We start from the raw sequence: 12,881 nt of genomic DNA, 5'->3' as shown, positions 1-12,881 counted from the left end.
TTTCTCTTGCAAAAACGCGGATGGCCCAGAAGCGAGACATCCGCGTTGGGTGACCGTGCAAGGACACAGTCAATAAGGCTGCCACCGCAAGTCGAGCGTCATGGGAAAGCCTGGGTTCAACTCTTCTTTATACACGTTCATGGGTCCAGGTGTATGACCATGCGACCAAAAGCGCGCAAACCGGCGTGCCTCGGCCGCATTGGCATTGATCGGCGAATGCTCCTCGCTGCGTCCGCCCGGATGCACGACGTGGTAGGTGCAGCCGCCAATGGCGCGGCCGCTCCAGGTGTCCACCAGGTCAAAGGTCAGCGGCGCCTGCACACCGATGGTCGGGTGCAGGGCGGACCACGGGCTCCAGGCGCGAAAACGCACGCCCGCCACATACTCACCTGGAACGCCGGTCGGATGCAGCGGCAGCATGCGCCCGTTGCAGGCGATCACATGGCGCCCGTCGGTCAGTCCGCGTACCCGCAATTGCATGCGCTCGACTGACGAATCAACATAGCGCGCCGTGCCGCCGCCGGTCATTTCCTCGCCCAGCACATTCCACGGCTCGATGGCCTGGCGCAGCTCCATCTCCACGCCCTCATACACCACGGTACCAAAGCGGGGAAACCGGAATTCGATGAACGGGTCGAACCAATGCTCTTCGAAGGCGTAGCCCGAGGCACGCAAATCCTTGACGACGTCGCGGATGTCCTGCGCCACGAAATGCGGCAGCATCCAGCGGTCATGCAGCGCAGTGCCCCAGTGAACCAGTTTGGCCTGGTAGGGCTGGCGCCAGAAACGCGCTACCAGCGCGCGCAGCAGCAGCATCTGCAACAGACTCATTCGCTCATGCGGCGGCATTTCAAAAGCGCGGAATTCGACCAGTCCAAGCCGGCCGGTCGGGCCGTCAGGGGAGTACAGCTTGTCGATGGAAAATTCCGAGCGATGGGTATTGCCGGTCAGGTCGACCAGCAGGTTGCGCAGCAGCCGGTCCACCATCCAGGGTTTGTCGCCCGGCTGCATCGTGGGCAGCACCTTGTCCATCTGCTGGAAGGCAATTGCCAGTTCATACAGATTGTCGTCGCGTGCTTCATCAACGCGCGGCGCCTGGCTGGTCGGCCCGATGAAGGTGCCCGAGAACAGGTACGACAGCGCCGGATGGTTCTGCCAGTAGGTGATCAGGCTTTTCAGCAGGTCGGGCCGGCGCAACATCGGGCTGTCTTCGGCGGTCGCGCCCCCTAACGTGGCGTGGTTGCCGCCGCCGGTGCCGGTGTGGCGGCCATCGACCATGAACTTTTCAGTGCCCAGGCGCGTCAGCCGGGCCTCTTCGTACAGCGTGGTCATGTTGTAGACCAGCTCGTTCCAACTGGCCGCCGGGTGGATGTTTACCTCGATAACACCCGGATCGGGCGTGACGCTGAGCAGCTTGATGCGCGGGTCGCGCGGCGGCGGATAGCCTTCGATCCACAGCTTGAGCTTGAGCTTGGCCGCCGTGTTCTCGACCGACGTGACCAGCGCCAGGTAGTCCTCGATGCGTTTGACCGGCGGCATGAAGACATGCAGCCGGCCACCCCGCACCTGCACGCACAGCGCGGTGTGGATGACTTCGCGTGGCTCTGGCTGCTCGTCGGCAAGCACAGGCTTCTTCACCTTGGCCGTTCCCCGTTTTTCCTTTCGGCCGGCATCGAGTGGTGTCTGCGGTGCAAAAGGATCGACGTCGAATTCAGGCTCTTTTTCGTCGGGCTGCACCCAGGGCAGTGCATTCAGCGGCAGGCGCAGCCCCAGGGGCGAGTCGCCCTCGGTCAGGTAAAGATGCTCGCGCTTGAGCGGCCAGGGTGACGTGCGCCAGGCGGTTCCCAGTGCAATGCTTGGGTCCAGGTCCCTGGGTTTGAGCGGCAGCACATAGCCCACGACCTGGCCCAGTCCGTCTTCCAGCAGGCGCGCCAGGCGTCGCCGCTGCTCGGGCGCTTTCAGGTCAGCCTGCAGTGGGTCCAGGTTGACCGGCAGGCCTTGCTCCAGCCGCGCTTGCTGCAACACATCTTCATAAGCGGGAATCTGGCTGTGGGCCGGCAAACCCAGCGCCTTGACCAACTCGGTGCTGAAAAGCTCGGCCTCTTCGCTGCCATAGCCGTCGGCTCGGGCCTCGTCCGAAAACAGCGTCGGATCAAGCCACATCGGCTGGCCGTCAATGCGCCAGTAAATGTTCAGGGCCCAGCGCGGCAGTGGCTCGCCCGGGTACCATTTTCCCTGGCCGTAATGCAGCATGCCGCCAGGCGCAAAGTGATTTTTCAGGCGATGCATGAGCTGGCCGGCCAGTTCACGCTTCTTGTCGCCATGCGCCAAGGTGTTCCATTCGGCGCCGTCCATGTCGTCAATGGACACAAAAGTCGGCTCACCGCCCTGCGTCAGGCGCACATCCTGGCGCTTCAGGTCGGCATCAACCTGCTGGCCGAGCTGGTTGATTTTTTGCCAATCTTCTTCGGTGTACGGCTTGGTGACGCGCGGGTCTTCATGAATGCGCGTGATCGTCATTTCATGGAAGAACGTCACCTCGGCCTTGTCGGTAAAGCCGGTCACCGGCGCTGCCGATGACGGCATGGCCGTGCAGGCCAGCGGAATATGGCCTTCGCTGGCCAGCATGCCCGATGTCGGGTCCAGCCCGATCCAGCCGGCGCCGGGAACATACACCTCGGTCCACGCATGCAGGTCGGTGAAATCGACTTCGGTTCCGCTCGGGCCATCCAGCGAGGCCTGGTCGGCGCGCAGCTGGATCAGGTAACCCGACACGAACCGTGCAGCCAAACCCATCTCGCGCATGATCTGCACCAGCAGCCACCCGCTGTCGCGGCAGGAGCCCGAGCGTTTTTGCAGCGTTTCTTCAGGGGTCTGAACGCCCGGCTCCATCCGCAGCAAGTAGGCAATGTCGCCCTGCAGGCGTTGGTTCACCGCCACCAGGAAGTCGTTGGTCGCCAGGTTTTTCTTCAGCAGGTCGCGCCGCGCCGCCGCCACCCAGGCCACCAGCAACTCACCGGGCTTGTCGATCTTCAGGTAGGGGCTGAGTTCGGCGGCCAGTTGAACCGGATAACTGAACGGGAAAAATTCAGCATATTTTTCGACGAAAAAATCAAACGGATTGATGACGGTCATGTCCGCCACCAAATCGACCGTGAATTCGAGCTTGTCTGATTTTTCAGGGAACACGTAGCGGCCGATGTAATTGCCGTACGGGTCTTGCTGCCAGTTGATGAAGTGGTCTTCCGGCGTGACGGTCAACGAATACGAAAGAATCGGGGTGCGCGCATGGGGCGCTGGCCGCAGGCGCACCTCATGTGGTGACAGTGCGACCAGGCGATCGTAGTGGTAGCTGGTTTTGTGGTGCAGCGCAACACGGATGGCCATGAGAGGGTGCCTTTCGATGAATAAGCGAAAACGCGGACGGGGCCGCATGACGGAAAACTGAAAAACTGTACCGGACGCACAATTCATGCCCGGATTTACAGGTTATAGCAGTGATAGCCGAAGGTTTGACGCTGATTATCGAATGCACCCGCATTGACTAACGGGCCAGGGTTAAAGCGCATAGCCCGTCCTTGCCCCTGGCCATTGGTCGAGGGACCCATCAGGCTGCTGAAGGCCGACCCATCATGGCCTGGATTGGATAGATGAAGCGATGAATGGCTATTTGGCGGGCTGCATGTCCGTCACCACGAGCGCACCACCGGATTTTTCAGCCTTGAAGCGAACCTTGTCGCCGACCTTCGCTTTTTCCAGCAGGGCCGCGTCCTTGACCTGAAACACCATGGTCATTCCAGGCATGTCCAGGTTCTTGATCTCACCGTGCTTGAGGGTGATTTTCTTGTTGTCCATGTCCACTTTTCGGATTTCGCCTTCAGCCATCTCGGCTGAAGCGGCCATGGGCATTTCTTTTTTCGCATCGTCCTTGATCATGGGTGCGCTGCCATGCGAGCTTGCATAGGCCGCTGAAGCGCTGGCCAGGACGGCGGTCAGGATCAGCACAGATTTGAGGGATTTTGAGTTCATGGTGTTTTCTTTCAGGATTTAACAGAAGATCGGGAAGGGTAGGATTGGTAAATGCGCGAACTGCCATCGTTCAACACCAGCAGCACGTCGTAGGCATCCCGGGTGTTGCCCATTTCCATACCCGGTGAGCCCATCGGCATGCCGGGCACGGCCAGGCCAAGCGCCTTGGGTTGCTCGCGCAGCAAGCGGCGCAGTTCTTTCGCCGGAACATGGCCCTCCACCACATAGTTGCCCAGACGCGCAGTGTGGCAAGAAGCAAATTTGGCATCCAAGCCAAATTGTTGACGAAAGGGCGCCGTGTCTTCGACGTCATGGGTTGTCATTTCAAAGCCGCTCTTGCGCAGATGCGCCACCCATTCATGGCAGCAGCCACAGCTTGGCGTTTTCCAGACGCTGATGGGGCTGGCGCTGCTGGCTGCCAGCGCACCCAAAGGCTGCACGACGACGGCAGGGCCCAGCAGTGCCAACGGCAGCTTCAATGCGAAGCGACGAGAAACGGAATTAATGTGCATGCTCGCCATGGCTCTGACCTTTGGCTTTCACGTTGGCGCCTGCCACATTGACCACCCCCTTCATGCCGGCGTCAAAGTGGCCAGGCTGCAGGCAGGCAAAGTCCACCTTGCCAGCCTTGGTGAAATGCCAGATGATTTCGCCGCTCTTGCCGGGCGCGACCGTCACCATGTTTTCGTCGGCATGCTCCATTTCGGGGTTTTTCTTCATCACCTCATAGTGTTCCTTGAGTTCCTTTTGGGTTCCCAGCACCATTTCGTGCTTGACCTGGCCGGAATTCTTGGCAACAAAGCGGATGGTTTCACCCTGCTTGACGGCGATTTTTGAGGTGTGAAAGCGCATGTCGTCGGTCATGTCGACGTTGACGGTGCGTGTCACGTTGGCGGCAACGCCGGGTTTGCCGATCTCCTCGACGCTGCCGTGGCCCCCGGCGTGGTTGCCTGCGGCCATTGCCGTCATGGCCAAAAAGATGCCGGGGATGGCGATCAGTAGGTTGCGTGATTTCATGAAATACCTTTCAAGCGTGGGAATGGAAAAAAATGTAGTGGTCGGGCCAGCGCCAGTTTGCAAGCAGACGACAGGCCTGAAAATTTGTTAAAAAAAGGCTGTAGCGCAGGTGTATATTGTGCTGACAGCTACTATTTTGATAGTAATTCGGTTTTGCACAAGATGCCTTCTTCGATGGATGGAATGCTGATCGTCAATGATTCATACCGCCCATACCGCCCATACCGCGCATCACGGGCTTGCGAACCTGAACTTCAACTTCTTTCATCGGCATGTTCTGCGCTTTCATGGTCTGGCCGCCCTCGGCGGCAAAGCGCGCCGGATTCGGCAGTGCGCCGGTCCATTCATACGCCACACTGCCGGCCGGATGCTTGTACCAGCCCGGGTCTTTGTAGTCGCCGGCTTTTTGGCCCTTGCGCACCTTGACAATGCTGAACATGCCGCCCATCTCGACCGAGCCGAAGGGGCCCGCGCCGGTCATCATCCGTTCGGTGTTGTCCGGCAAAGGCATTTCCATCTCGGCCATGTCGGCCATGCCGCGCTCGCCCATCACCATATAGTCGGGAATGACGTTGGTGATGTCTTTTACGACTTTGCGATGGTCCACGCCAATCAGCGTCGGCACGTCGTGGCCCATCGCGTTCATGGTGTGGTGGCTCTTGTGGCAATGAAAGGCCCAGTCGCCTTCTTCGTTGGCCACAAACTCGATCTGGCGCATCTGCCCCACCGCCACATCGGCGGTGACTTCGGGCCAGCGGCTTGCCTTGGGCGTCGGTCCGCCGTCGGTGCCAGTCACGGTAAATTCATGCCCGTGAATGTGTATCGGGTGGTTCGTCATGGTCAGGTTGCCCATGCGGATGCGCACTTTGTCGTTCTTGGCCACCACCAGCGGATCGATGCCCGGAAAGATCCGGCTGTTCCAACTCCACAGGTTGAAGTCGAGCATCGTCATGATCTTGGGCGTGTAGGCGCCCGGGTCAATGTCGTAGGCGTTGAGCAGGAACACGAAGTCGCGATCCACCTCGTCGATCAAGGGATGCGCGGCCTTGGGGTGCGTGATCCAGAAACCCATCATGCCCATCGCCATCTGCGTCATCTCGTCGGCATGTGGGTGGTACATGAAGGTACCCGGGCGGCGCGCCACAAACTCGTAAACGAAGGTCTTGCCAACCGGAATGGCCTTTTGGTTCAAGCCCGTCACGCCATCCATGCCGTTGGGCAGGCGCTGGCCGTGCCAGTGCACGCTGGTGTGCTCGGGCAGCTTGTTGGTGACAAAGATGCGCACCCGGTCGCCCTCGACCACTTCAATCGTGGGCCCGGGCGACTGGCCGTTGTAGCCCCACAGGTGCGCCTTGAAGCCGGGCGACATCTCGCGCACCACGGGCTCGGCCACCAGGTGGAATTCCTTTATGCCTGCGTTCATGCGCCAGGGCAGTGTCCAGCCATTCAGGGTGACCACCGGGTTGTAGGGGCGGCCCGTATTGGGCACCAGCGGCGCCATGGTGTCGGGCGTGGTCTGGAACACCGGCTCTGGCAATGCGGCCATGGCCACCCGGCTCACCGCAGCAGCGGCCACCGCCGTGGTGATGGCGCCTGCACCGGTCAAAAAATTTCGTCTGTTGTTCATAAGAGTTTTGTTCAATATGTTTCGTGAATCTGGGCGTGACCGGTTTCAGTGACCGGCTGCGTTGCCGCCGCTACCGCCGGCCATTGGCGCGGCCATGGCCGATGCCGTCGGCTTGCCGGTCATGGACGCGGCGAGTGCGGCGTCAGCCAGCCAGAACTGCTGGTAGGCATTGAGGGCGGCGGTGATGCTGGCGATCTGGTCACGGTTGTCGGCCAGTAATTCGAACACCCCGATCAGCATGCCGTTGTAGCGCAGGATGTTTTCTTCAGCCATGACTTGGCGCAGCGGTACGATTTCATCGCGGTAGTGGCGCGCCACGTCGTAGGCGGTGCGGTAGGCTGAATAGCTTTCGCGCAACTGCGACGACGCACCGCGAACCGTGCTTTCGTAGCGGTTGGCTGCGGCCAGCGACTGGGCGTTCATGGCATCGCGCTTGGCCGTGCCCCAGTCAAAGATCGGCAGACGAATGTCCAGCTCGAAGCCTTTGCGCGGTGTGCTGGTGCCTGCTGCGTTGTCGAACACGGTGTCGCGGCGCACCCCAAGCTCTACGTCTACCAGACTGGTGATGAGGTTCAAGCCTTGCGACTTGCCGGCCATCTCGAGCTGGTTGCGTGCGATCTTCACATCCAGGCGCTGATCGGGAGCGTTGGCATTGACCACCGCCGCTTGCACCGGCGCCTTGGGCAAGTCAGGCAGGCGCTCGGGCAGCTTGAGTTGCCCGACCTGTGCCTCTGTCAAACCCAGTTGCCGGATCAAGTCTTCCCTGGCCGCGGTGCTGGCTTGCTGGCTGGACGCCAGCTGGGCCGCACTGTCGGCATAAAAGCTTTGATGGCGCGCGCGCTGCAGTTTGGTGAAATTGCCCACCTGCCGCATGCGCCGCGCCAGTTCGGCACTGGCTTTCGCACTCAGGTTGACCTGGTGTGCATAGGCCAAGGACTGCTGCGCGGCCACGGCGCGCACCCATGCCTGGCGTACCTGGGTGACCTGCTCGACCACATTGGCGCTGAGCTGTACCCTGGCTTGCGCCATCTGACCCTCTGAAATCTCCAGGCGGCGCGGCAGCGTCAGCAAGTCCAGCAGGCCAAACGACAGCAACCGGCCGAGCTCGAGTTCGTCCGCAAAGCGGATGCGCTCGAACGAGAAGACCGGGTTGGCAATGCGGCCGGTCTGATTGGCTTGGGCCATGTCGGACCAGCTTTGGGCAAGCAGGGTTTGCACTGCCGGGCTGTTGGCCAGCGCCAGCTGCACGGCCTCGTCCATGCCCAGGGGATTGGCCAGCAACTCGCTGCTCAGCCTGGCCCTGGCTCGGGCTTGCTGCTCGGTGCGGCTGAGTTCGAGCTTGCCTTGGGTGAATGTGCTTGTGGTGTCGTTCGTGTCCCGCACGGCCTGGTCCATGTTGACCGATGCGCAGCCCGCCAGCACCAGGCTGGCCGTAGCCAGTGCGGTCAATCGAAAAATTCTTTTCATGGGGGTTCCTGTCACGGTTTGGCTGGCATGGCGCCGGAATTGAGCTTGTCGGCGCCTTCTGGCGCTTGCGGTTGGCTGGCTTCCCTGGCGTAGGCACGCCAACCGCCAATGCGCGCGGTGGCGTCATTGGCCTCTTTCCAGTTGACCATTTTTTCTTCGGTGTAGCGCTGGTAGCCCTCCAGCGCCGATCGGTAAGCTGGCAGGGCGGTTTGTTCTGGAGCTGCTGGCGCCTCAAGGGTTGCTGGCGAAGCTGCAGACGCAGACGCTTGCGCGCTGGCCTGGGTGGCCCACAAGGACACCACCAATAAGCCCACGGCAGCGGGCAGGCCTGAATAGAAACGAATAGTCACAAAAATCTCCTGAAATACAAGCGGGGCGATGGGAAAAATCGCGGTTGTCCGGGCATCGCATGCGATGCAAAGGCCATAAGGGGCCATGCCGGCAGCAAGTACAGGCCCAATACGGGCCTGGAAATCAGGAAATCGGTGGTCTTTGTCCCCGTGCCGCTTGGGCACTGGTGAATTGGGCAACTTCCGCGCGAGGCAGTGCGCCCAGGTTGGGTGCCGTAGTAGCACTGAAAGCAGGCGCAGGAGTCAGCGCCAGCGTATGGCAGACCTGACAGGCGCTGCAGGATTCGCAGTGCGTGTCTGCTGCGTGGGGGTCTCCTTGCGAGGCATGGCCGGGACAATCAGCTGCAGCCAAAGCTGCCTTGGCTGCCCATGTATCGGAAACAATGTGAGCTGGTTCACCCACTGCATGGACATGCCCTGCGGTTGCTTTGGCAGCGCCTTGCTGCTGCATCTGGACTTGCGCCACCACCATTTCAGTCGCCATGGCTTCGCTCACCCAGCCGCGCAGCGGCAGCAAGGCAATCAAGAGAGCGATAAACAGGTGGCGCATGATCAGTTCAGAGGTAAAAATTTTTCAATAGTTTATTTTTGCACAGCAATGCTGCTGGCGATGGTAAGCGAAATGCCCTCTTGCTCTGAACCGCTCGGGCCATGATCGATTTCAGCGGCGTGTGTGACAAAGTACAGACACTGTCAGGCTTAAGGCTTCATGTGGGCGCGCTGGCCATTGGACAGCCTGGCGACCTCATCGCCCTTCATGGTCATGGACTGTCCATCTGCGGTTTGCATCGGCTGGCCGGATTTCATCCGGTAGGGCCGGCCGAACTTGTTTTCCATCGCCATCTTGCCGTCCTTGAATACATGCACGGTCGAGCCGTCTTTGAGCTTGACGGACTTTTCGATACCCTCCCGATCGATGGCAAAGGCAGAGACACTCAACAAGACCAGACTGAATCCAACGACAGCTTTGAAAGCAGGCATGATAAAAATCCTTTTCGGCTCGTATTCAGATAGCCCTTAAAATTTTTTGAAGGGCTCTGTGATGCCACTTTTATGGCTCACTGGCAGCAATGTAAGGTGTTCAGGCCAACTGCAGGCTGACCGGAACATTACGAATTTGTTAGATTCCATCGGGTCCGCAATACGCAAAAATTCTGGGTCGATCTGCTTTCTCAGGCGCAGCAGCAGGCCGTGAGGCATGTCACTGCACAACGATTTTTTGGGGAAATGACAGCGTGAACGTAGTCTTGCCGTCCAGCCCACTTTGTGCGCTCACCTGTCCCCCATGGGCAGACATGATGGAGCGCACGATCGCCAGGCCAAGTCCCGTGCCGCCGTCCAGGCGAGCCCTGGCCGAGTCCACCCGGTAAAAACGCTCGAAAATGTGGGGCAAATGGTCCGGGGCAATGCCGTCACCTGCATTGACAACACTTACCGAAACCCGATCATTGTCAATAGCGATCAACAAATCCACCTGGGAATTGTCTTGAGCATGGCGAATGGCGTTGGACACCAGGTTGCTCAAGGCGCGCTGGATCAACCACCGGTCGCCCACAATCGTTGCAGCGCCGGATACCTCCAGTGTCAAACCGCGCTCCTCGGCGAGCAGCGACAAATACTCGACAACCTGCCGTGCCTCGCGGGCGAGATCGACCGGCTCACGGTTGAGAATATCTCCGTTGTGCTCGGCGCTGGCGATGAAAAGCATGTCGGCGATCAAGCGTGTCAAGCGTTCTAGCTCTTCAACATTGCCTTCCAGAACTTCTCGCAGCTCCGCTTCTGTACGGGTTTTGGACAAACCCACTTGCGTTCTTCCCATCAGCGTGGCCACAGGCGTGCGCATTTCATGGGCCAACTCGCCGGAGAACGCCTGCAGCCGTTGGTAGCCGTCATCGATTCGCCCCAGCATGCTGTTGAACGCTTGGGCAAGCTCATAGAGTTCTGTGGGCAACCCAGACGATGACACCCGCTGGCTGAGCGACTGGGTGCCCACGGAGGCGGCCAGTCGATGGAACCGGCGCAGGGGTGACAAACTGGTGCGCGCGATAAGCCAGGCGCCAAGCCCCACCAGGAGCAGAAGCACCGGTAATGCAATCAATGTGGTGCGTATAAATCCACTGAGCAGCTTGCGGTCATGGAGCCGGTCCAAGGAAAGGTAGTAACGCACCGCTTTGCCATTGGCTACCCAACCGGTACCCCGAGCCGCAATGAACTGGGCGCCACTGGCGCTGCTCCAGCTGCAAATAAGCGAATCGGTGGGCGCTTTGACATCGAGCGCCACCACGGACTGCTGTGCGGTAGAAGAAAAGTTCATAACCGGTTGCCCTGTGGTGGGGTCACTCAAGGCCAGGTGCAGGTCATCATGACCAATCAAGAGATCGCCAAAGCGGTGCTGATTTTGCGCTATGGCTTCAGGCGAAGGCATTTCCGACAGCACGTGCAGCAGCAAATCGCGCTTTCCCTTGATCTCTTGGGCAGCGCGGGCGTCGAGTTGCTGCGACAGGGCATAAAACCCGGTGACGATGGCCCCGCCGGTCAGGATGAGGCCAAACAACGCGCTGGCCATGGCGATCCACATGGCCAGTGAGTTTCGAGACCACCAAACCATGCTTGGCCTTCGCATCATGGCCCGGTGCGGCGTTCGAGCACATAGCCCACGCCGCGCACCGTGTGGATCAGTTTGTCGTCAAAAGGGTCGTCGATCTTGGCGCGCAGCCGCCGGATTGCCACTTCAACCACATTGGTGTCCGAATCGAAATGGATGTCCCACACCAGCGAGGCGATCTGGGTTCTGGACAGCACCTCACCCGCCTTCTGGGCCAGCAGGGTGAGCAGGGCAAACTCTTTGGCAGACAGGTCGATGCGCTGGCCTGCCCGGGTTGCCCGGTGACGCACCGGATCGATTTCAAGATCGGCCGTGCGCAACACGGGGTCCTTCAGGGCAGGCTGGCCGCGTTTGAGCAGGGCGCGCACCCGGGCCAGCAGTTCAGGGAACTGAAAAGGCTTGAGCAGGTAATCGTCAGCGCCCAAGTCAAACCCGCGCACCTTGTCATCGGTGTTGCCCCGGGCTGTGAGCATCAAAACGGGCACTTGCCGGGTGGTGCGCAGCGCCGACAGGACGGCAAACCCGTCAATGCCGGGCAGCATGATGTCCAAAATCACCAATGCATGATCGCCATTGACCGCCGCGTGCAGGCCGTCCGTTCCGTTATGGGCCACTTCCACGGCGTAGCCGCTTTCCGCCAAGCCTTGACGCAAATAATCGGCCGCTCTGGGCTCGTCTTCAATCACCAAAATCTTCAAAATCGCTCCCCGTCATGCATAACGTATTTGTAATCTGCCGGTCAGCCCGGTGTTGCCCCCCGGCTTCTACATTTAAACCCGTGATGCAGCAGTTGCATCCAGGTTGCTCCCAGGCTTGGGACAACTCCGTTGATATTAAAGGAGCTTGATCATGTCCATTCGTAAAACCATTGTTGCTCTGGCCCTGGTGGCCGCTGCCGTTCCTGCCGCTTTTGCCAACAGCCACACCGGCTGGGCAGGCAACGAGCGCGGCGTTAGCCTCATTGAGGCCAATACCAGCACCAGCACCAAAACCCGCGCCGAGGTCGTGCAAGAGTTGCAGGCCTTCCGTAACAATCCTGTCACTTCCGATGGCAGCAAGCTTGTCGATAACGAGCGGCGTGTTTCGCTCCCGCGGCACAGTTATGCGTTTCAAGGAGGCGCTCTTGTTCATACCGACACCATTGCGCACAACACTGCCAAGCCGAGCGTGGTGTTGACAGACGCCGAAAAACGCCGCAACCGTGAACTGTACCGCCGGTAAACATCTGGTCGTTCATTGATCGACCACACTTAGGAGTTTCATGAAGACAGAAATAAATGCTTTGCTGATGGCTGCAGCCCTGTTTGCGGGCAGTTCAGGGGTCGCAATGGCTGCCTCTGACGTGCAGACTTCAACCTTGAGTGAAACTGCAATGCCTGCCGTTTCCGCAAAGTTGACATCTGGAGAAGTGCGCAAGATCGACACCGAGCAGGGCAAGCTCACCATCAAGCACGAGGCAATTGAAAACCTTCAGATGCCTGGCATGACAATGGTCTTCAAGGCAACAGATCCTGCGATGCTTGAAAAAATGCAGGTCGGAGACAAAATCAAGTTTGCGGCTGAAAAATCCAATGGCGCTCTGGTTATAACGGCTATTGAAGCGGCCATGTAGCCCTTGCTCGTCACGATTGATGGACCATACGGGCACCAGCGTCAGAAGGGTAAACGCCTGCCCAAAAGGTCCCAGCTATGCTAGTAGACAGTCAACCTGATTCGTTAATTAAAGTCTAAATTTTTCTGCTGGGTTACTTTTGCCAGTTTTGTGGGCGATATTCTCCGAAACCAC

General features: G+C 59.5%; 13 protein-coding genes. 3 read left to right on the top strand and 10 right to left on the bottom strand.

Going from position 1 to position 12,881, the window contains the following annotated elements; translation table 11 throughout:
* Positions 1–69 precede the first annotated feature (69 nt).
* The 7 genes from IWX87_RS17615 to IWX87_RS17585 all read right to left on the bottom strand — a co-directional run bounded on the left by IWX87_RS17615 (position 70) and on the right by IWX87_RS17585 (position 8,490).
* Complete coding sequence (locus IWX87_RS17615; protein ID WP_196864817.1) at positions 70–3,387, bottom strand: DUF2126 domain-containing protein; 3,318 nt, start codon at positions 3,385–3,387, stop codon at positions 70–72.
* Between the two features lie 279 nt (positions 3,388–3,666).
* Positions 3,667–4,029, bottom strand: coding sequence for a copper-binding protein (locus IWX87_RS17610; RefSeq protein WP_196864816.1), 363 nt, complete (start codon positions 4,027–4,029; stop codon positions 3,667–3,669).
* A gap of 11 nt (positions 4,030–4,040) precedes the next feature.
* Positions 4,041–4,550: a DUF411 domain-containing protein gene (locus tag IWX87_RS17605; protein WP_370583952.1), complete on the bottom strand. Its 510-nt coding sequence runs from the start codon at positions 4,548–4,550 to the stop codon at positions 4,041–4,043.
* Positions 4,531–5,046 carry a plastocyanin/azurin family copper-binding protein gene (locus IWX87_RS17600; RefSeq protein ID WP_196864814.1) on the bottom strand — a complete coding sequence of 172 codons (516 nt, stop codon included), beginning with the start codon at positions 5,044–5,046 and terminating at the stop codon, positions 4,531–4,533. Before IWX87_RS17600 ends, IWX87_RS17605 begins: the two co-directional genes overlap by 20 nt.
* Before the next feature lie 193 nt (positions 5,047–5,239).
* Positions 5,240–6,673, bottom strand: coding sequence for a multicopper oxidase family protein (locus tag IWX87_RS17595; protein WP_196864813.1), 1,434 nt, complete (start codon positions 6,671–6,673; stop codon positions 5,240–5,242).
* Positions 6,674–6,718: 45 nt separating this feature from the next.
* Positions 6,719–8,140: a TolC family protein gene (locus IWX87_RS17590; RefSeq protein ID WP_196864812.1), complete on the bottom strand. Its 1,422-nt coding sequence runs from the start codon at positions 8,138–8,140 to the stop codon at positions 6,719–6,721.
* Between the two features lie 11 nt (positions 8,141–8,151).
* Positions 8,152–8,490, bottom strand: coding sequence for a hypothetical protein (locus IWX87_RS17585; protein ID WP_280757718.1), 339 nt, complete (start codon positions 8,488–8,490; stop codon positions 8,152–8,154).
* 385 nt (positions 8,491–8,875) lie between these two features.
* Between IWX87_RS17585 and IWX87_RS17580 the strand changes: the two genes are divergently transcribed.
* Positions 8,876–9,145 carry a hypothetical protein gene (locus tag IWX87_RS17580; RefSeq protein ID WP_196864811.1) on the top strand — a complete coding sequence of 90 codons (270 nt, stop codon included), beginning with the start codon at positions 8,876–8,878 and terminating at the stop codon, positions 9,143–9,145.
* 44 nt (positions 9,146–9,189) lie between these two features.
* Here IWX87_RS17580 and IWX87_RS17575 read toward each other — a convergent pair whose 3' ends face one another.
* From IWX87_RS17575 to IWX87_RS17565, 3 genes are all read right to left on the bottom strand, one after another.
* Entirely contained in the window at positions 9,190–9,471 is a 282-nt protein-coding gene (locus IWX87_RS17575) for a CopK family periplasmic copper-binding protein (RefSeq protein ID WP_196864810.1), read from the bottom strand.
* A 220-nt stretch (positions 9,472–9,691) separates the two neighbouring features.
* On the bottom strand, positions 9,692–11,098 hold the full coding sequence (locus tag IWX87_RS17570; protein ID WP_231374902.1) for a heavy metal sensor histidine kinase: 1,407 nt from the start codon (positions 11,096–11,098) through the stop codon (positions 9,692–9,694).
* A 14-nt stretch (positions 11,099–11,112) separates the two neighbouring features.
* Positions 11,113–11,793, bottom strand: a complete 681-nt coding sequence (locus IWX87_RS17565; protein ID WP_196864809.1) for a heavy metal response regulator transcription factor — start codon at positions 11,791–11,793, stop codon at positions 11,113–11,115.
* A gap of 151 nt (positions 11,794–11,944) precedes the next feature.
* On the opposite strand from IWX87_RS17565, the gene IWX87_RS17560 reads away from it, so the two are divergent.
* Positions 11,945–12,316: a DUF4148 domain-containing protein gene (locus IWX87_RS17560; protein WP_196864808.1), complete on the top strand. Its 372-nt coding sequence runs from the start codon at positions 11,945–11,947 to the stop codon at positions 12,314–12,316.
* 40 nt (positions 12,317–12,356) lie between these two features.
* Entirely contained in the window at positions 12,357–12,707 is a 351-nt protein-coding gene (locus IWX87_RS17555; RefSeq protein WP_196864807.1) for a copper-binding protein, read from the top strand.
* Positions 12,708–12,881 lie beyond the last annotated feature (174 nt).

It is taken from the genome of Polaromonas sp. CG_9.7, from assembly GCF_015752205.1.
Classification (GTDB): Bacteria; Pseudomonadota; Gammaproteobacteria; order Burkholderiales; family Burkholderiaceae_C; genus Polaromonas.
This window is presented reverse-complemented; position numbering and strand designations above follow the sequence as displayed.

Coding starts and splice junctions, on each gene's coding strand:
- IWX87_RS17615 (WP_196864817.1), bottom strand. CDS start 3,387: ATGGCCATCCGTGTTGCGCTGCACCACAAAACCAGCTACCACTACGAT.
- IWX87_RS17610 (WP_196864816.1), bottom strand. CDS start 4,029: ATGAACTCAAAATCCCTCAAATCTGTGCTGATCCTGACCGCCGTCCTG.
- IWX87_RS17605 (WP_370583952.1), bottom strand. CDS start 4,550: ATGGCGAGCATGCACATTAATTCCGTTTCTCGTCGCTTCGCATTGAAG.
- IWX87_RS17600 (WP_196864814.1), bottom strand. CDS start 5,046: ATGAAATCACGCAACCTACTGATCGCCATCCCCGGCATCTTTTTGGCC.
- IWX87_RS17595 (WP_196864813.1), bottom strand. CDS start 6,673: ATGAACAACAGACGAAATTTTTTGACCGGTGCAGGCGCCATCACCACG.
- IWX87_RS17590 (WP_196864812.1), bottom strand. CDS start 8,140: ATGAAAAGAATTTTTCGATTGACCGCACTGGCTACGGCCAGCCTGGTG.
- IWX87_RS17575 (WP_196864810.1), bottom strand. CDS start 9,471: ATGCCTGCTTTCAAAGCTGTCGTTGGATTCAGTCTGGTCTTGTTGAGT.
- IWX87_RS17570 (WP_231374902.1), bottom strand. CDS start 11,098: ATGGTTTGGTGGTCTCGAAACTCACTGGCCATGTGGATCGCCATGGCC.
- IWX87_RS17560 (WP_196864808.1), top strand. CDS start 11,945: ATGTCCATTCGTAAAACCATTGTTGCTCTGGCCCTGGTGGCCGCTGCC.
- IWX87_RS17555 (WP_196864807.1), top strand. CDS start 12,357: ATGAAGACAGAAATAAATGCTTTGCTGATGGCTGCAGCCCTGTTTGCG.